Consider the following 16,858-nt stretch of genomic DNA (forward strand, 5'->3'; position numbering starts at 1 on the left):
GTCATTCAAATAGATTGTTCTTACCAGAGAACGGGTTTTACAACCATGAACCAGAGCATAACCATTAGAAGAATAAGATAGAGCCAGGTTGACCATGAGAGCTTTTTTATGAGTTGTGTTTGATCTTGACCGGGCTCATGAAACTTTCGAATGGTAGGAGTAAACGCTCGTGCTAGAAAGAATACTGAACCGAACATAACGGCTAAGGTTGCGATAATCCAAGATGTTTTCCACGTCCAATGCCCCATAGCAATGAGTAAGGCCCCGCTTACAACAAGGACATGTCCGGCATGTTTAACAAGCCGGACAGAAGATCGGAAAATATTCAAATAGGCCCGCTGAACCTCATGTTCAGCTTCATGCAATTTTTTTGCGATTGGGATTAATACAACAAAAGGACCAATCGATAAAATGGCACTTCCTACATGGATGTACAGTATCAAGTGGTAAAAGTCCATGAAAAGCTAAATTAGTCCGATACTGGACGGAACTCATGCACCCACACTCTCATTTGCGGCAGCCATGGCATACCTGGGTGATAGGATAAAATAGACTCTTTATACTCATCAACCGTTTCAAAGCCTTCTTGCTCTGCATGTTCATCCGTTAATTCGCCCAGTGACTGTGAATAAACCTTTTCAACGACAAATTTATGGCCTTGAAGATCCATGATTTCACCAATGTCTGCATAGCGTCCATTCCGGCGAGTAGCTGTTTTTTTTCCTGAAAGTACTTTTTCAACATCTGCAGGGACGGTTACGAGACGTTCGATCGTACAGGTTTTTGGTGGTAGTGAATGGTTATCAAGCTGATTGGACATTTTGGATGCCTCCCTATAGTAATTGGTATTAGCTAAATATGAAAAAAGAAATAAAAAAACAAAATATTACAGCTTAAACGAACTTTTTAGCGACACAATACGATTAAAAACTAGTTTTTCATCTGTAGAGTGCTTTGGATCAATATTAAAATAGCCGTGACGGAAAAATTGAAATTTGTCCTGAGGCTTGCTGCCCTTCATATTAGGCTCAATGAAGCCGTGAACAATTTCAAGTGAGTTTGGATTTACATAATCAAGGAAGGTTTTGTTCCCAGAACCTTCATCTTCACCTTCAGCCTCTAATTCTGAATCAAGGATTAAAGGCTCATACAAACGAAACTCAGCAGGGATGGCATTTTTCGCATCAACCCAGTGAAGAGTTCCCTTTACTTTACGGCCAGTAAATCCTGTTCCACTCTTTGTTTCTGGATCATATGTGCAATGAATCTCGATAACCTGGCCATTTTCATCTTTGATGACCTCATTGCATTTAATGAAATAAGCATTCTTTAAACGGACTTCGTTTCCAGGGAAGAGACGGAAATACTTCTTTGGTGGATCTTCCATGAAGTCGTCCTGCTCAATGTAAATTTCACGAGAGAATGGAATTTGGCGCATCCCCATTTCTGGATTTTCCGGATTAATTTCCGCATCAAGCATTTCCACTTGATCTTCTGGATAATTGGTAATGACCACTTTAAGCGGATTTAATATCCCCATAGTCCTTGGAGCAGTAAGCTTTAAATCTTCTCTTACAAAGTGATCAAGCATTGCCTCATCAACTGCACCGGATCCCTTTGAAATCCCTGTTGCTATCACAAATTCACGGATAGCACCCGGAGTAAAGCCTTTTCTTCTTAGACCAGATATAGTTGGCATACGCGGGTCATCCCAGCCATCAACAAAGCCTTCATCAACAAGCTGCTTTAATTTACGTTTACTCATAACTGTATTCGTAATGTTAAGACGGCCAAATTCAATTTGCTGCGGCTTGCTTTCCATTTCGCACTCTTCAACAACCCAGTTATATAATGGACGTTGATCCTCGAATTCAGTCGTACAAATAGAATGTGTCACGTCTTCGATTGCATCTTCCAGCGGATGTGCGAAGGCGTACATAGGATAAATGCACCATTTATCACCGGTATTATGATGGGTTGCATGGGATATGCGATAAATAACAGGATCGCGCATATTCAAGTTTGGTGAGGACATATCAATTTTGGCACGCAGCACCTTGCTTCCATTTTCGAATTCGCCGCCACGCATACGTTCAAATAAATTTAAATTTTCTTCAACGGAACGATTGCGATAAGGGCTCTCCTTACCTGGCTCTGTTAATGTGCCGCGGTATTCTCTAATTTCATCCTGTGTTAAATCATCGACATATGCTTTTCCTTTTTTAATTAATAGCACAGCGCGTTCGTACATTTCCTCGAAATAATCTGATGCGAACCGGAGCTCTTCCCATTCGTATCCGAGCCACTTTACATCTTCCTTAATGGAATCAACAAATTCCTGATCCTCCTTCAATGGGTTCGTATCATCGAATCGTAAATTTGTTTTTCCATTGAATTCATCAGCAAGCCCAAAATTCGTGATGATAGATTTTGCATGACCGATATGAAGATACCCGTTCGGTTCGGGAGGGAAGCGTGTAATAATATTTTTGTGCTTACCTGACTCCAAATCGGCGATCATAATATTTTTAATAAAATTTGATGAGTTGTGTTCCAAACCGGTATCAGCCTTTCTTATTGCATGTAGTTATTTCTTATTTTACTGATATTACCCAGATAAATCAATTTATCGCAGATTAACGGGCAGTAAGACCCCCACTTCAAGATTTTTGCGAGAGAATTAAAGAAACCTAAGTGGGGGATCAACTGCCCGTAAAGGCTTGTAAAATGAACACAGACTAAAAGCGCCACATCGTGTGGCAACGTCGGCACTAGTACGTCCTGTGCGTCGAAAAACCCCCACTGATGGAAGTTTCACTTTATCAATGAATTGCTTTTCTGTTAGAAAATCTTGGCTTTGCCAGAAACTTAAATCGAATTCTTTAGTATTCCTTATGCGATCTTTTTAGATTGGGGTATATCGAAACTTCACAGCTGCTTAAGAAACTTATACACTCTAATTAGCTGACAAAAATATCGGCAAGCAAACGTAATATTTACTGTGAGGTAGTTTCATTGTGTGAAACATGGAAAATTAAGTAGAATAAGATTAAGAGCTTTAGCCTATTATTAAAAATATTACAAAGGAATACAATAATGTATCAAAAATGAAATTTATTGAAAATCATATTTTGTTAAAATATTAGAAAGATGTGGGGTTCGCCCAGTGTCTTTCTTATACGATATTTTTTTACGGAGAATTAATCAAAGTTCTTAATTTTACTTTAGTACGTTATTAAACTTAGACTTACCGATTAGCTAAGGATAGGGATGTACGAAAGACTTAGTTTCTAATCGCCTTATTTGGCTGGATTTTTGTTTAGAGGGGGGTAGCATGATGTCAATAGATAAAAAATTAATTAGTAAAAGATATTATGAAACATTGATAGAGGGAATAGAGAATGTGCATCCGATTCAGATTCTAGGAAATATGTATTTGGATGAGCAGCAGGAAGAGGTATCTGAGCTGAGCTTTATTCGCTTTGCACAAGGTGAGGTATATTTCCATAATAGAGATTATGAAGCGGCTATTTTTAAGTGGGAGAATATAAGCAATGAATTGGAACCTTGGGCAAAGAAGAATATGGCCGATGCCTATTTTGAGCTGGCGCTGCTTTCTACTGCGGAAGATATTTATAAATTAATACAAACAGATTCAGACGTGTTGAAAACAGAAGTCCTTCTTCAGCTATTTAGAATATATGTTGCACGCGGAAAGCTGGACTTAGCTGTAGAAAAGATTAAGGAAGCTGTTTCATTCAACCCGGACTATCGTAATGTGACAGAGATTGCTAAGGAATTCTTTGAAGAGCATCAGGATTGGAAGAACGCCATAGAGCTTGCTGTGAACGAATCTGTGCGAACAGGTGACTTAGCATGGTTTGACACTCTACTGTCATATGTTGAGCAGGAAAGAATGAAAAAGACAGAACCGAATTATTTTAATGAAGCTCTAGTTGAATTATTCAAGCTAGACTTGGCTAAGTTTGAACGTCTATCAGGTGCATTTTGGAACAATTATAGAAATGGTGACTTATATATTTCCTGGATCAAGGAGTTTAATCAAATTCTATTGTATCTAGAGAGTGGAAACGATCATACATGGCGGGATTTATCTGCCCTTTATAATGACACCTATTTTGAATTTATTAATGGGAAGTATTTGATTAGGGAACTGGCTCACCTTATTCCGAATCATTTAGCGAACTGGGTGAAAATCACTGATTCAAAGTATGCACTCATTGCTGCAGCTTCAACGCTAGCTTGGAGTGAAATTTTTACTAACAGTATTGATCCATCAACGCTTAATACAGCTGAGAACATAGTTAACAGATCCGCTCGTTATCATGACGGGTTAGATGATGGGTTCAAGCTATTCGAGTCAGTTATTTCTTGGGCGAAAATAAATGGTATTGAGATTGGGAAAAGGTTCGAGTGGATGGTACATGAATTACTTGATCTCCGAGCTTCAAATGTATTAATTACAGGTGTAGATGGCAACAGTAAGTCAAACTTTATTAACGCCGTGCTAGAGGAAAATGTAATGAACGAATCTATTTCATCAACTGTTATGTTCAAGGATGATGAATTTATAGAAATGAAGGAAATTACTGATGAGGGGATCAGAGCCATTTCTGACTTCTCAGATGCTGAAAACATTACGCAAACGATGATCCTTTGTAAAAAGCCAATTTCATTTTTGTATGAGCATGAAATAGCTTTTATTGATACACCTCCTATAACTGGTCTTAACCGATTTAAGAATGATGCATTTCAATATTTGCAGCTTGCTGACAGCCTATTATTTGTTCTTAATCCTGATACATCATTTACTGAGGAAGAGCTTGAAATTGTCGTCAAGATTCGTGATCAGGCAAGCGAGCTGCCGATCCATTTCTTATTAAATGGGATGGGTGCAAACGAATTGACACAGGAAATATTTGATAATACAGTTTCTAGAGTTAACACTTATTTTCCGAAGTCAAAGGTTTTTGCTTACTCCGGGCATGATGATCAATATGCATTGTCAAGTTTCTTAAAAGCAATGAATAACAGTCGGGAGCTTGAAGAGGAACGAATCGCAAAGGTGCAGCATTATGTACGTAAGACAATAAAGTACCTGTTGGAAAGACGAGTTGAGATCGAAAATGGGTATATTGAATCGATTAAATGGAATGAAAATTTGGTCACAAAAATAAATGGTGCAACCCATCAATTAAGCGACCTAGAGGAAGAAAAGACACGTATCATCAAAAGATCCTTTACTAAAATCAAAGATGATATTAAGCAAGGGCTTTTTGAGGATATACCGAAGATTTTAGGAAGCTGCTCAGAATTGATTACGGAAGATAGTGAATTTGCCAAGATTCATATTAAGCTCAACGATGAAATGAATCATCGCATTTCTAAACATATAGAAGAAGCAGTAATGCCAAGATTTGAACGAGCCATCAATCATTGGATTGTGGAAGCGAATAATGAATTTGAGCAAGGGCAAGGTTTTCTGAATGAAATGAGTAAAGGCTTTAACGATTTATATGAAGAGGATAAATTAGTTCTCGCTTGTGATTTTAGAGTGCTGGATGATTGGCGTCGCGATGCTGACAGAATGACAAGAGGAAGTGTGCAACTAGAAAAAGTAAATATTCTCAATCGCTTTTCACCATCACAATTCTTATTAAAAAGTGCTGGAAAGCTATTAGGTGCCCTTCAGCAAAACAATGCAATGCTTCATAACAAATATAAGCAATTTGTCGAGAATGAAGATTATAGTGGAGTGGCTGACACGATATCAAATCAATTTTTTCATGGCTTTGAATTGTTTGAAAAGGCACTAGACAGAGACATTAGTATGTTCTTTAGCCATCCATTAGCTGAGTTAAAAGCGGCAATGGACGAATCATTAAAGGAAATTGAAGAGCATAAAGAATCCTTAAATGAAATGAGAACGAATCCAGAAACATACCGTGATCCAATAACCCTTTTCCAGCTTAAACTGCTCCAAATTGAGTGGATGACAAGCGCAGGAGAAGGAGCTTATCAATATTGATAATAGTAAAGTTACAAAAAAAGTGTATAGGATGATTTGAAGGAATTTCTTCAAAAAAACGGATGATAAAATCTATACGATTTTATTATCCGTTTTTTCTTTTGCACGTTAGAAAGCATAAATTGTCAGCGTAGAAGATGATTCGACGTAGTTGCCAATTTTAGGAATTAAGTATAAGTGCAACTACGCCTCTGTCATCGCCTTTCCAAGGCTCGCCAATCGGCGAGTTTTCTTTATTATTTTTACGAAAATATTGCTATAGAAGGGAGCGTCTCTCAATGTTAAAAGCACCATCTAAAAGAAAATGCACTATGCTAAAAGGCTTGTTAGAGAAAAATAATCAAATCTTCGTAATAGAAGAAAGGAAGACAGTATGAATGGACAACTAGGTATTTAGAACTGTATTGTCCTTTATAAAAGAACAAATGTCTTTATACAGAGGAAAAACACTTGATTATTTTCTGAATAGGAGTAAAATTAGGATATATTTTTTTACAGATTAGGAGATGTCAGGATGAAAGTCGTTAAGTTTGGCGGATCTTCATTAGCATCTGGAAAGCAGGTCGAAAAGGTCTTCCAGATTGTTGTTTCTGATCCAAAGAGAAAAGTTGTCGTCGTTTCCGCTCCTGGAAAAAGGTCGTCAGAAGATGATAAGGTGACAGATTTGTTAATTGAGTGTGCAAGGCTTTGCCTGCAAAATAAAAACCCGCAGGAAAAGTTAAACACAGTTATAGAAAGATATGAAGCAATTGCGCAAGAATTGAATCTATCAGAGGAAATTATCAATGACATTCAACAGGATCTACAAACAAGATTGACATCAGACAAACGCAACCCTGACAAATTCATGGATTTAGTCAAAGCAAGTGGGGAGGACAATAACGCTAAATTAGTGGCAGCTTATTTCCGGAAGCAAGGGGTGGAAGCTCATTATGTAAATCCTAAAGAGGCAGGACTCTTTGTAAGTGATGAACCAGGTAATGCACAGGTTTTACCGGAATCATATGACCAGTTATTTTCGTTACGGGCACGATCTGGGATTATTATTTTTCCTGGGTTTTTTGGGTACAGCAAAGAAGGTGAGGTATTTACTTTTTCACGCAGTGGTTCAGACATTACTGGTTCGATCCTGGCGAATGGACTTAAATCAGAATTATATGAAAATTTTACAGATGTTGATGCCGTCTATTCCGTAAATCCATTTATCATCAACAGCCCGAAGGAAATTAAGGAATTAACGTATCGGGAAATGCGTGAGCTTTCCTATGCAGGTTTTACTGTTCTGCATGATGAAGCACTCGTTCCTGCATTCCGTGCAGGAATTCCGGTACATATTAAGAACACGAATAATCCCAATGCACCAGGTACAAGAATCGTTTATGAAAGGGATAACACGAACGGTCCTGTCATTGGAATTGCTAGTGATAAAGGCTTTTGCAGCATTTATGTCAGCAAATATTTAATGAATAGAGAAATCGGCTTTGGACGGAGGCTTTTAGCTATACTAGAAAGCTATGGTCTTTCCTATGAGCATACTCCTTCTGGAATTGATGATATTTCAATCATTTTAAGAGAAAACCAGTTTACCTCTGGCATGGAAGAGGAAATCATCGATCGCATAAAAACTGAGCTTGATGCCGACGAAGTGGTAATTGAACATAGCTTAGCTCTAATTATGGTAGTTGGAGAGGGTATGCGTCATAATATTGGTACAACGGCAAGAGCCTCTAAGACATTGGCAAGAACTAAGGTTAACATCGAAATGATCAATCAAGGTTCATCTGAGGTCAGCATGATGTTCGGTGTTAAGGAAATAGATGAAAAACGAGCGGTTCAAGCCCTTTATGAAGAGTTTTTTGCGGCAGTAACAGTGTAATAATAGTAAAAAGAGTTGACGCACTCCCGCGTCAACTCTTTTATATTGTTTTTTCAAAATTTATACGTTTATTAAGAGCATACATAATTGGCATTCCTACGATTAATACAACAAACTCACCGATTGCCGTTGTGAGCCATGTAATCATAAATGGCCAGTCAAATGCTAGTTTAAGTTCAAGAGCGATAATCCACATCATGAACGTGAAGACGAGAGAGTTCACGACCATACGAACCCAGATGTTCTTAATATATCGGCAGCAAACAATCGTGATTAATAAAGAAATCACTGAATGACCGACGCCAAAAATCAAATCGTATGGTTTCATTGGTGAAAACAATAGATTTGTTATAAATACCCCTAATACGATGCCGTAAATATATTTCTTGTTAAAAACGACTAGGTGGTTAAACATTTCGGAAACACGAAACTGGATATTCGTAAACCCAAATGGTTGAATGAGCATTGAAACAGCAATATATAAAGCTGCCAAAATCCCATTTCCGACAATTGACTTTATATTCATATTCAATTCTCTCCTTAGTTTTTTATCGTGGGATGGTTACGAACCACGTGAGCTGTTTGCCCAAAGAATATATATTAATATATTTTGAGGCTTTCGTCAATTATGCACAATTTGTGAACATGATCCAAAAGTAAAGATAAAACCAATGTTCAAAGGTTGACATAAATATGTATAAGTATTATTCTAAATTTAAAGAAAATTCAATATGGGCGAATGACGGTTGTGGGAGAGTGCATGATGACTAGCCACCGAAGGAGCAAGTTCCATTAAACACCCTTGGAACAAATCTCTCAGGTAGAGGAACCACAACGGGACGCGTCTCTGGAGAGCTCGTGCTATTGTACGACACCAAAGGGGACCCTATTTGGGTTTAAACTCTCAGGTAAAAGGACAGAGAAAGGGTAAAGTAAGTTACCCTTTTCTGTCCTTTTTTGCGTGGATAAGGTGAACTTCCATCAGTAGGTGGTTTTATTCCAGCTGATGGATAGTTGAATATCGGACCTTTACGGGCAGTTTGCCCCTACCTAACTTCTTTTTGTCAGCGTGGGATATAAGGGGATAATCACGATATGATCCAAGGGAGAGATTGAATTGACCAAAAAATATGAGGTTGTTATTATTGGTGGCGGTACAGGTGGTTATGTGGCAGCCATTCGTGCCTCTCAGCTGGGATTATCAGCTGCGGTTGTAGAAAAAGGCAAGCTAGGAGGAACCTGTCTTCATGCAGGATGTATTCCAAGTAAAGCTTTGCTTCGCAGTGCTGAGGTCTTTGCGACGACAAAAAATGCAGCTTCATTTGGCGTTATTGCCCCTGAAGTTGGGCTTGATTTTTCTAAAGTACAGGCAAGGAAAACAGAAATAACTGAACGCCTGTTTAAAGGTGTACAGCATTTAATGAAAAAAGGAAAAATTGATGTCTATGAGGGAAAAGGAAGAATATTAGAATCAAGAAATATTCTAGTGGAAATGAATAATGGAGAAGGGGAAGTCATTCTTACTCCCAAAAACATTATCATTGCCACAGGGTCACGTCCAAGAACCCTTCCAGGATTAGAAGCAGATGGGAAGTATGTGATGACTTCTGATGAAGCTCTGAATATGGAAGAATTGCCAAACTCCATTATTATTGTTGGCGGTGGTGTGATTGGAATTGAATGGGCTTCTATGCTTATAGACTTTGGATTAGAGGTAACAGTGATCGAGTTTGCTGATCGGATTATTCCGACAGAAGATATAGATATTTCTAAGGAAGTACAGCGTTTAATGAAGAAAAAAGGGGTTAAGATTGTAACAGGTGCAAAAGTACTCCCGCAAACCCTGGAAAAAGGAAATGGCGTAGGTATCAAGGCAGAGCATCGAGGTGAAGTGAAGACATTCTCAGCCGATAAACTTCTTGTATCAGTCGGTCGACTCCCTAACATTGAGAGTATTAGTCTTGAAAATACGACGATTGATGTTGCCCGTGGATTTATTGTCACAAACCAGCACTATCAAACAAATGAGGCTAATATTTACGCAATTGGAGATGTCATAGGCGGACTTCAGCTTGCACATGTTGCCTCACATGAAGGAATAATCGCAGTTGAACATATAGCCGGTAAAAATCCTTCTCCGCTTGATCCTACACTAGTATCCAAATGTATATACAGTAGCCCAGAGGTAGCAAGTGTTGGATTAACAGAGGATGAGGCCAAAATTAACGGTTATCAAGTTAAGACCGGGAAGTTCTCATTTCGTGCAATCGGAAAAGCGCTTGTATTCGGTGAATCGGATGGATTTGTGAAGCTTGTCGTGGAAGAAGGCTCAAATAAGCTGTTAGGTGCTCATATGGTCGGCCCTCATGTAACAGATATGATTACCGAAGCGGGCCTTGCCCGTGTGTTAGAAGCAACAGCAATGGATATCGCAAGAACGGTCCACTCGCATCCAACTTTGGCTGAAGCGATAGGTGAAGCTGCATTAGCAGTAGATGGGAAAGCGATACATGCTTAATTATTAGGAATAGAGGTGTGGCAGATGGCAACAAAAGAAAAGGATAACCGAGTAGTACTATTAATTTCATGTCCGGAAAAGCCGGGAATAATATCAATCGTATCTAATTTTCTATTAGAACATCATGCAAATATTGTCCATTTTGATCAGCATACAACAGACCCACATTCTGGAAGGTTTTTTATGCGAATAGAATTCGATTTAAGAGATTTTGAAGAAGCTTATGAGAAGCTTGAACAAGATTTATATGGGAAAGCAGCGGAGCATTCGATGGAATGGCAGTTAAGCAGTACAAAAAATAGAAAGAAAATGGCCATATTTGTTTCGAAAATGGATCATTGCCTTCTCGAACTTATTTGGCGGTGGAAGTCAAAGGAGCTGCCGGTTGATATTCCTTTTGTCATTAGCAATCATGCTAATTTAGCAGATGAAGTGGAAAGCTACGGGATTCCTTTTTACCATATCCCGTTAACTCATGAAACAAAGGAAGAGGCCGAACAGAAGGCCTTTAAATTAATGGAAGGGAAAGTAGATTTTATTGTTTTAGCGAGATATATGCAAATTCTTTCCCCTAATTTTATAGCGAAATATCCGAATCAAATCATTAATATCCACCACTCCTTTTTGCCTGCTTTTGTCGGTGCAAACCCTTATGTAAGGGCATTTAATAGAGGAGTGAAGCTAATAGGTGCAACGGCTCATTATGTCACGAATGATCTGGATGAGGGACCGATCATTCAGCAAGATGTTTTGCGAGTTAATCATCGCTATTCGGCTGAGGATTTAAAAATTGCCGGACGTCATGTAGAGAGGACGGTGCTCGCAGATGCAGTCGCATGGCATGTTGAAGACCGAGTCCTTGTTCATGGGAATAAGACGATCGTATTTGAATAACAAATAGCAGTAATGGGGATTCAGTTCTATATCATAACGTTTTAAGAGAGGGAGAATATAAAATGACTAGAAAAAAAGTCACATTAACAAGTTTAATTAGAAAAAATAAAGAGGAGCTTATGAGAGATCGAAATCAGCTTGAAGTAATTGAAAAGCGCATAGATGATAAACATACAACGTCTAAAAAAATCGTACAGAGAGTTTGAATACGTGGATAAATAAAAACTATAAAAATAATTGACAGATTTATAAGGATTCGTTTATGATAAATATATAAATTGTATAGTTCCTCCTAAAGGGGAGTAGCTTTAACGATAAGGTCGTCACTTCGGAGTTTATAGCTCCCGGCTTTGTCGGCAACATTCCGTTGTTAGCAAGACCTTTACCTAAATGTGGTAAAGGTCTTTATTTGTTTTATTAACCTTTACCGTATTCTGGTAAAGGTTTTTTGTTTGCTAAAAAAAATGATGAACATAAGTATTTTCAAGGAATGTGAATGCATAAGAAAAAAGGAGGGGAAGAAAGAATCAAGAAGAATGTCCTTTATTTAGCTTTTAAAAGAAAACAAAGAAGACATCATAATTGAGCACCAGATAGAATTAATCGAAAAACGACAGGATAACAAAAATATGTTAAGGCCAATAATGGCACTAATAATTAAGATGTAAGAATTGCTCATGGCTAATGATATGCACTTAATCTAATTTAAAAATGGGGGCCAAACAATATGGATTTTTCGATACTTTTAGAATATGGATCGGTTTTATTAGTATTAATAGTTTTAGAAGGTCTTTTAGCAGCTGATAATGCATTGGTTTTAGCCATAATGGTTAAGCATCTTCCGGAAGAGGAAAGAAAAAAAGCTTTATTTTACGGCCTTGCCGGAGCATTTGTATTCCGTTTCGCTTCCTTATTTGCGATATCATTTCTTGTTGATATTTGGCAGGTTCAAGCAATTGGTGCACTTTATCTATTATTTATCGCCTTTAACCACATCTTTAGAAAGGTATTCATAAAAAAGGATAAGGATAAAGAAATTAATTCAAAAGAGAAGAAAAAAGCAGGTTTTTGGGGAACAGTTTTTAAAGTAGAAATAGCTGATATTGCATTCGCTATTGATTCAATTTTAGCTGCAGTAGCTCTTGCAGTAGCACTTCCGGCTTCAGGCTTGCCGAAGATTGGCGGTATGGATGGCGGGCAATTTCTTGTCATATTCGCAGGCGGATTTATTGGATTAATTATTATGCGTTTTGCAGCTAATTTCTTTGTGAAATTATTGCATTCAAAGCCAGGCCTAGAAATTGCCGCATTTCTTATTGTAGGTTGGGTTGGAGTAAAACTTGCGGTGACCACACTTTCACACCCGGCATTATCAGTGCTGCCAGAATCATTTTCTCATTCACCTGAATGGAAAATTACATTCTATGTTGTGCTCATCCTTATCGCATTAGGCGGCTGGTTTTTCTCATCAAAAAAGGAAACTGATGTAACAGTGGAAGATCAAGCGAGTTAACTAGGGGTTATATTATTCAAGCATTTTACCTGTAAAAAAGCATGTTCATGAGACCACTTTTTCGAAAAAAAGATAAAAAAATCACCAAGCCGGTCACGAAAAGGAGATAATCGTGACCGAAAAGATGAAAAACGTTGAGAGTGGTCTCAAAGCATGTGTATAAGCCCACTTTTTCGAAAAATCACGAAGAGTTTAATAAGGAAAACCCCTTTGCGTATGATTCCTCCATAAATAGTGAACCCTATGAAATAAAAGCTTGAAAGGGTTGCTTGCTATGAAGGAACAAGAAAAGCCTAAGGAAATGGTGAATGTGGATGGTCAAAATGAACAGCAACTTATACGAGAATTCTCTAATCCAGACAATAAGCAGCCGGTTCCTCAGCCTAAGGATTTTGACGAAATAGAATATTAAGCCAGTAACAACGAAGCCAGCTCTTAAGTGCAAATATGTATGCACTTAGGAGCTGGCTGAAATTTATAGCCGATCTTTTATCGCAGATTAACGGGCAGTAAGACCCTCACTTCAAGGTTACGAGAGAATCAAAGAAACCTAAGTGGGGGATCAACTGCCCATAAAGGCCCGATTGGTTCAACTAACCATCAGTGGAGGAGGAAAGAAAACCCCCACTGATGGAAGTTTCACTTTATAAAACTTTTTCTAATTGAATATCTAAAGGCTCTTTGTTAAGGATCTTTTGATTTATTTCTAAAGCATGAGTACACCCGACTGCTTTATAAAAATGCTGTGTTTCTACTGAAGGATGGGCTGCAATGTATAGCTTCTTGGCACCCATTTGTTTTGCTTTTTCACAACATATTTGAAATAGCTTTTTTCCAATCCCGTAATTTCTATATTCATTAGAGACATGAATATAAGAAAGTTCAAGATATTCTTTATTTTTCCCGAATAATTCGTCTTCCACATTTGCGAAACCGATTAAGTTTCTATCTGAAAAGGCTCCGATTACAGTTCCATTTGATAGGACACAATTTTTCAACTCTAGAATGACTTGATTCTTTTTTTCATGATCCCAATGCTCAGCAAAGTAGTCAGTTTTAATGATGTATTCATCTTTTGCTTTAAACCATAGGTGATTCGTTTCCTGATACCGATTAAATGTTGTTAATAGATTAGGGGATAATTCATGTGTAGTTAATACTTTGAAATGAATCATAATTATTTTCCTTCGTATTTCATACCGACTGTAAATATCTCAAAACCAAGTTCCTTATAGTAAGATGCTTTATTGTCTTCGCAGAGCAACTGAATATGTAATTTAGCTTCCTTCCCTTTTCTCACCAATCTACGAACTATTTCCTTTCCGATTCCTTTATTCCGATAGCTTGGCTGAACAATTATTCCACATATATAGCCGTTAATGACTCCATCTGAAATGATTCGTCCAGTTCCAATTAATAGGTCTTCATCATATACACATAGAACATGCCAGCTTTGAAGCATTGCTTTATACAGAGACTCTTTCGGCAGCTTCAAAAACTCATTCCAGCCATCATTTTGATAAAGTGTGAATAGTTGATCGGGATTAGCAATTTCGTCAGTATATCTAATTTTCATCATTATTACTCCTTAAAAAGTTTGGGGTCAAAATAAAATTCTTCATAGAAGTGAAAGAATCCTTTAAAAATGCAGAAGGAATTAAAAGGAAATAGAGCTGCATTTGTAGAAAATATTGAAAAAAAGAGGAGGGGCAAAATGGAACATTATCATAAGGTGTTAAATGATTATTTCCAATGCTGGAATGAGGCTTTATTAAGTAAGAATGGAGATAAACTTAGAAATTATATGTCTAAAAGCTTCGTAGGATATTGGGCAAATTCGAATCTCGAACTGCCTGATCAGTATGATAATACCTATGATATTGAGGCAGTGTTGAAGCAATATGACAATTCCGAAAAAAGCTTCGAGCCAGCTCCATTTCTATGCGAAAGGATGGAGAAGAGTTTGTTGTAATTGGGACTGAAACAGCAGTGATTGACGGTAAAGCCTATCCTGCAAAATGCATGTTTGTTTGGAGACGAGAAGAAAATGAGTGGAAATTGCTAAGAGAATATATAGAGTTAGAAAAATAGATTTTCATTTATATTTGCTAAACTTCGAAACGAATAAAGAGTTTGGATATAATATTATTTGGGAAAAGAATATAGTGAGTAATATAATTTGGTTAGAAGAACTTAATCTTCTTTTAAAGTTATTTTTAAAAAGTATTGAACAAGAGCTTATTTAGTATTAATATTTTTGTGTAGATTCAAAGTGGAAAGAGAGTGTTCATTATGGGCCGTAAGTGGAACAATATTAAGGATAAGAAAGCGTCAAAAGATGCTAATACAAGTCGTATATATGCTAAGTTCGGAGTAGAGATTTATGTAGCAGCTAAGCAAGGTGAACCTGATCCAGAAGCCAATCAAGCTTTAAAATTTGTTTTGGAAAGAGCTAAAACCTACAATGTACCAAAACATATTATTGATCGTGCAATTGATAAAGCAAAAGGCGGGTCAGATGAAAACTATTCTGAGCTTCGTTATGAAGGCTTCGGACCAAATGGCTCAATGGTAATCGTAGATGCATTGACAAATAACGTCAATCGTACGGCATCAGATGTACGAGCTGCATTTGGGAAAAACGGTGGAAACATGGGTGTAAGTGGTTCTGTTGCCTACATGTTTGATCCAACTGCTGTTATTGGTCTTGAAGGGAAATCAGCAGACGAAGTGCTTGAAATCTTAATGGAAGCAGATGTTGATGCAAGCGACATTTTAGAAGAAGAGGAATCGGTTATTATTTATGCCGAGCCCGATCAATTCCATGCAGTGCAGGAAGCATTGAAAACTGCTGGTGTAACAGAATTTACAGTTGCGGAAATCACGATGCTTGCTCAAAATGAAATTACATTACCTGAGGATGGTCAAGAAAAATTTGAAAAAATGATTGATGCACTAGAAGATCTAGATGATGTTCAACAAGTGTATCATAATGTAGACTTAGGTGAATAAATGGAAGCAGACCTTTGGGATGAAAAAAGGTCTGCTTTTTTAGTTAGGCTGATATTAGAAATCTTGTTACTAGCTCACGGTAACAATGTTGCGTTCAATGAGCCCGGATTCTTTATTTTTCCAGGAACACGGTAACAATGAGGCGTTCAATATGCCCGTAACCTCCTTTTTTCCAAGATCACGGTAACCTTCATACTTTCATCGTACCAAATATCTTTCTTTTCTATATCCATGGTAACATTTAGGTTGTAATCATATATCAGCAAAATTATTTTTCAGATCTTTTTCTTTAAAGTAAATGAACGATTTTTCAACGTTAGCCGTCATATAATTAGAAATTAATTAGTGGGGGTAAAACCATGAAAGAACTACAGATTCAATTTGGGTGAAGGCTGCTGGATTGATTTTGCTGGCAGGACAGGCGGACAATGTAAGAAATGCCTCTGAAATGCAGACGCGTTTGCTTGAGGAGGAGGTTACGAACATGAAGGGCTTCCTAGGACTACTGCTTCGAGGGTTAAAGGTGCATAAAATCTCATCATCAAAGCAAGCAAAACTATTTGATGAATTAATAACGTCTAATGAAACCGTAGTCAAAAAAGGTATTGCAAAAATCAATGCTAAATGGATGCGTGAACATTTTCAATATCAGAATGACGAGGATCTTGCAGGTGTTACATGTCCTATACTTGCCATTACAGGAGAGAAGGATGTTCAGGTAGATCCAATGCATGTCCATTTATTTAAGGAAAAAGTAAATGGGCCAGCAGACGCGTATAATGTAAGAGCCATGAATCATCTCCTCCGGGAACAAGAGGAGCCGGTCTCGATGTTAAAACTTAAATCCATTTATAAAAAAGGCTTTTCAAAGCCGTTAAGCCCTGAAATGCTTTCTATTATGAAAAATTGGGCAGAAAAAAATATTCTCCTTAAAAATAGTTAACCCAATATAAAAATGCCTTAGCTTAACAAGCTAAGGCATTTTCTATGACATTC

Annotated in this window: 17 protein-coding genes and 3 riboswitches; of the genes, 11 read left to right on the forward strand and 6 right to left on the reverse strand. The window is 37.6% G+C overall.

The window, feature by feature from the left end:
- Window positions 1-20: 20 nt before the first annotated feature.
- The 3 genes from KHA94_RS17305 to KHA94_RS17315 all read right to left on the reverse strand — a co-directional run bounded on the left by KHA94_RS17305 (window position 21) and on the right by KHA94_RS17315 (window position 2,557).
- Window positions 21-458 carry a DUF2269 family protein gene (locus KHA94_RS17305; RefSeq protein ID WP_213103393.1) on the reverse strand — a complete coding sequence of 146 codons (438 nt, stop codon included), beginning with the start codon at window positions 456-458 and terminating at the stop codon, window positions 21-23.
- A gap of 11 nt (window positions 459-469) precedes the next feature.
- Window positions 470-820 (reverse strand): ASCH domain-containing protein, encoded by a 351-nt coding sequence (locus KHA94_RS17310; protein ID WP_213103394.1) that lies wholly within the window; start codon window positions 818-820, stop codon window positions 470-472.
- 66 nt (window positions 821-886) lie between these two features.
- Window positions 887-2,557: a glutamine--tRNA ligase/YqeY domain fusion protein gene (locus KHA94_RS17315; protein WP_213103395.1), complete on the reverse strand. Its 1,671-nt coding sequence runs from the start codon at window positions 2,555-2,557 to the stop codon at window positions 887-889.
- Between the two features lie 777 nt (window positions 2,558-3,334).
- Between KHA94_RS17315 and KHA94_RS17320 the strand changes: the two genes are divergently transcribed.
- Together KHA94_RS17320 and KHA94_RS17325 are read left to right on the forward strand one after the other, a co-directional pair.
- A complete protein-coding gene (locus tag KHA94_RS17320) occupies window positions 3,335-6,049 on the forward strand; it encodes a GTP-binding protein (RefSeq protein WP_338030813.1) in 2,715 nt (904 codons plus the stop codon).
- 514 nt (window positions 6,050-6,563) lie between these two features.
- Entirely contained in the window at window positions 6,564-7,925 is a 1,362-nt protein-coding gene (locus KHA94_RS17325) for an aspartate kinase (RefSeq protein ID WP_213103396.1), read from the forward strand.
- Between the two features lie 40 nt (window positions 7,926-7,965).
- Here KHA94_RS17325 and KHA94_RS17330 read toward each other — a convergent pair whose 3' ends face one another.
- The gene (locus tag KHA94_RS17330) at window positions 7,966-8,451 is read right to left on the reverse strand and encodes a QueT transporter family protein (RefSeq protein WP_213103397.1); all 486 of its coding nucleotides are present in this window, start codon (window positions 8,449-8,451) and stop codon (window positions 7,966-7,968) included.
- A gap of 8 nt (window positions 8,452-8,459) precedes the next feature.
- A riboswitch (PreQ1 riboswitch) is annotated at window positions 8,460-8,504 on the reverse strand.
- Window positions 8,505-8,664: 160 nt separating this feature from the next.
- Window positions 8,665-8,767: riboswitch (glycine riboswitch) on the forward strand.
- A gap of 2 nt (window positions 8,768-8,769) precedes the next feature.
- A riboswitch (glycine riboswitch) is annotated at window positions 8,770-8,848 on the forward strand.
- 194 nt (window positions 8,849-9,042) lie between these two features.
- Here KHA94_RS17330 and lpdA point away from each other — a divergent pair.
- The 5 genes from lpdA (at window position 9,043) to KHA94_RS17355 (ending at window position 13,262) form a co-directional block, all read left to right on the forward strand.
- Entirely contained in the window at window positions 9,043-10,443 is a 1,401-nt protein-coding gene (lpdA, locus tag KHA94_RS17335) for a dihydrolipoyl dehydrogenase (RefSeq protein WP_213103398.1), read from the forward strand.
- 24 nt (window positions 10,444-10,467) lie between these two features.
- Entirely contained in the window at window positions 10,468-11,337 is an 870-nt protein-coding gene (gene purU / locus KHA94_RS17340) for a formyltetrahydrofolate deformylase (RefSeq protein WP_213103399.1), read from the forward strand.
- Window positions 11,338-11,399: 62 nt separating this feature from the next.
- Window positions 11,400-11,543, forward strand: a complete 144-nt coding sequence (locus KHA94_RS17345; RefSeq protein ID WP_213103400.1) for an FbpB family small basic protein — start codon at window positions 11,400-11,402, stop codon at window positions 11,541-11,543.
- Window positions 11,544-12,064: 521 nt separating this feature from the next.
- A complete protein-coding gene (locus tag KHA94_RS17350; RefSeq protein ID WP_213103401.1) occupies window positions 12,065-12,850 on the forward strand; it encodes a TerC family protein in 786 nt (261 codons plus the stop codon).
- 274 nt (window positions 12,851-13,124) lie between these two features.
- Window positions 13,125-13,262: a hypothetical protein gene (locus KHA94_RS17355; protein WP_213103402.1), complete on the forward strand. Its 138-nt coding sequence runs from the start codon at window positions 13,125-13,127 to the stop codon at window positions 13,260-13,262.
- Between the two features lie 232 nt (window positions 13,263-13,494).
- On the opposite strand, the gene KHA94_RS17360 is transcribed toward KHA94_RS17355, so the two are convergent.
- Both KHA94_RS17360 and KHA94_RS17365 read right to left on the reverse strand, forming a co-directional pair.
- A complete protein-coding gene (locus KHA94_RS17360; protein ID WP_213103403.1) occupies window positions 13,495-14,025 on the reverse strand; it encodes a GNAT family N-acetyltransferase in 531 nt (176 codons plus the stop codon).
- 2 nt (window positions 14,026-14,027) lie between these two features.
- Window positions 14,028-14,426 carry a GNAT family N-acetyltransferase gene (locus KHA94_RS17365; RefSeq protein ID WP_213103905.1) on the reverse strand — a complete coding sequence of 133 codons (399 nt, stop codon included), beginning with the start codon at window positions 14,424-14,426 and terminating at the stop codon, window positions 14,028-14,030.
- Between the two features lie 138 nt (window positions 14,427-14,564).
- Here KHA94_RS17365 and KHA94_RS17370 point away from each other — a divergent pair, with 138 nt between their 5' ends.
- From KHA94_RS17370 to KHA94_RS17385, 4 genes are all read left to right on the forward strand, one after another.
- On the forward strand, window positions 14,565-14,822 hold the full coding sequence (locus tag KHA94_RS17370) for a hypothetical protein (protein WP_249365577.1): 258 nt from the start codon (window positions 14,565-14,567) through the stop codon (window positions 14,820-14,822).
- Between the two features lie 79 nt (window positions 14,823-14,901).
- Window positions 14,902-15,096 carry a hypothetical protein gene (locus KHA94_RS17375; protein WP_213103967.1) on the forward strand — a complete coding sequence of 65 codons (195 nt, stop codon included), beginning with the start codon at window positions 14,902-14,904 and terminating at the stop codon, window positions 15,094-15,096.
- A gap of 46 nt (window positions 15,097-15,142) precedes the next feature.
- Window positions 15,143-15,862: a YebC/PmpR family DNA-binding transcriptional regulator gene (locus KHA94_RS17380; RefSeq protein WP_213103404.1), complete on the forward strand. Its 720-nt coding sequence runs from the start codon at window positions 15,143-15,145 to the stop codon at window positions 15,860-15,862.
- Between the two features lie 484 nt (window positions 15,863-16,346).
- Entirely contained in the window at window positions 16,347-16,805 is a 459-nt protein-coding gene (locus tag KHA94_RS17385) for an alpha/beta fold hydrolase (RefSeq protein ID WP_213103405.1), read from the forward strand.
- Window positions 16,806-16,858 lie beyond the last annotated feature (53 nt).

Origin of the sequence: Cytobacillus citreus, assembly GCF_018343665.1 — a bacterium.
GTDB lineage: Bacteria > Bacillota > Bacilli > Bacillales > Cytobacillaceae > Cytobacillus > Cytobacillus citreus.

Excerpts from the sequence above, each read along its gene's own strand:
- KHA94_RS17305 (WP_213103393.1), bottom strand. The coding sequence starts at position 458 with ATGGACTTTTACCACTTGATACTGTACATCCATGTAGGAAGTGCCATT.
- KHA94_RS17310 (WP_213103394.1), bottom strand. The coding sequence starts at position 820 with ATGTCCAATCAGCTTGATAACCATTCACTACCACCAAAAACCTGTACG.
- KHA94_RS17320 (WP_338030813.1), top strand. The coding sequence starts at position 3,335 with ATGATGTCAATAGATAAAAAATTAATTAGTAAAAGATATTATGAAACA.
- KHA94_RS17325 (WP_213103396.1), top strand. The coding sequence starts at position 6,564 with ATGAAAGTCGTTAAGTTTGGCGGATCTTCATTAGCATCTGGAAAGCAG.
- KHA94_RS17330 (WP_213103397.1), bottom strand. The coding sequence starts at position 8,451 with ATGAATATAAAGTCAATTGTCGGAAATGGGATTTTGGCAGCTTTATAT.
- purU (WP_213103399.1), top strand. The coding sequence starts at position 10,468 with ATGGCAACAAAAGAAAAGGATAACCGAGTAGTACTATTAATTTCATGT.
- KHA94_RS17345 (WP_213103400.1), top strand. The coding sequence starts at position 11,400 with ATGACTAGAAAAAAAGTCACATTAACAAGTTTAATTAGAAAAAATAAA.
- KHA94_RS17350 (WP_213103401.1), top strand. The coding sequence starts at position 12,065 with ATGGATTTTTCGATACTTTTAGAATATGGATCGGTTTTATTAGTATTA.
- KHA94_RS17355 (WP_213103402.1), top strand. The coding sequence starts at position 13,125 with ATGAAGGAACAAGAAAAGCCTAAGGAAATGGTGAATGTGGATGGTCAA.
- KHA94_RS17360 (WP_213103403.1), bottom strand. The coding sequence starts at position 14,025 with ATGATTCATTTCAAAGTATTAACTACACATGAATTATCCCCTAATCTA.
- KHA94_RS17365 (WP_213103905.1), bottom strand. The coding sequence starts at position 14,426 with ATGAAAATTAGATATACTGACGAAATTGCTAATCCCGATCAACTATTC.
- KHA94_RS17370 (WP_249365577.1), top strand. The coding sequence starts at position 14,565 with ATGGAACATTATCATAAGGTGTTAAATGATTATTTCCAATGCTGGAAT.
- KHA94_RS17380 (WP_213103404.1), top strand. The coding sequence starts at position 15,143 with ATGGGCCGTAAGTGGAACAATATTAAGGATAAGAAAGCGTCAAAAGAT.
- KHA94_RS17385 (WP_213103405.1), top strand. The coding sequence starts at position 16,347 with ATGAAGGGCTTCCTAGGACTACTGCTTCGAGGGTTAAAGGTGCATAAA.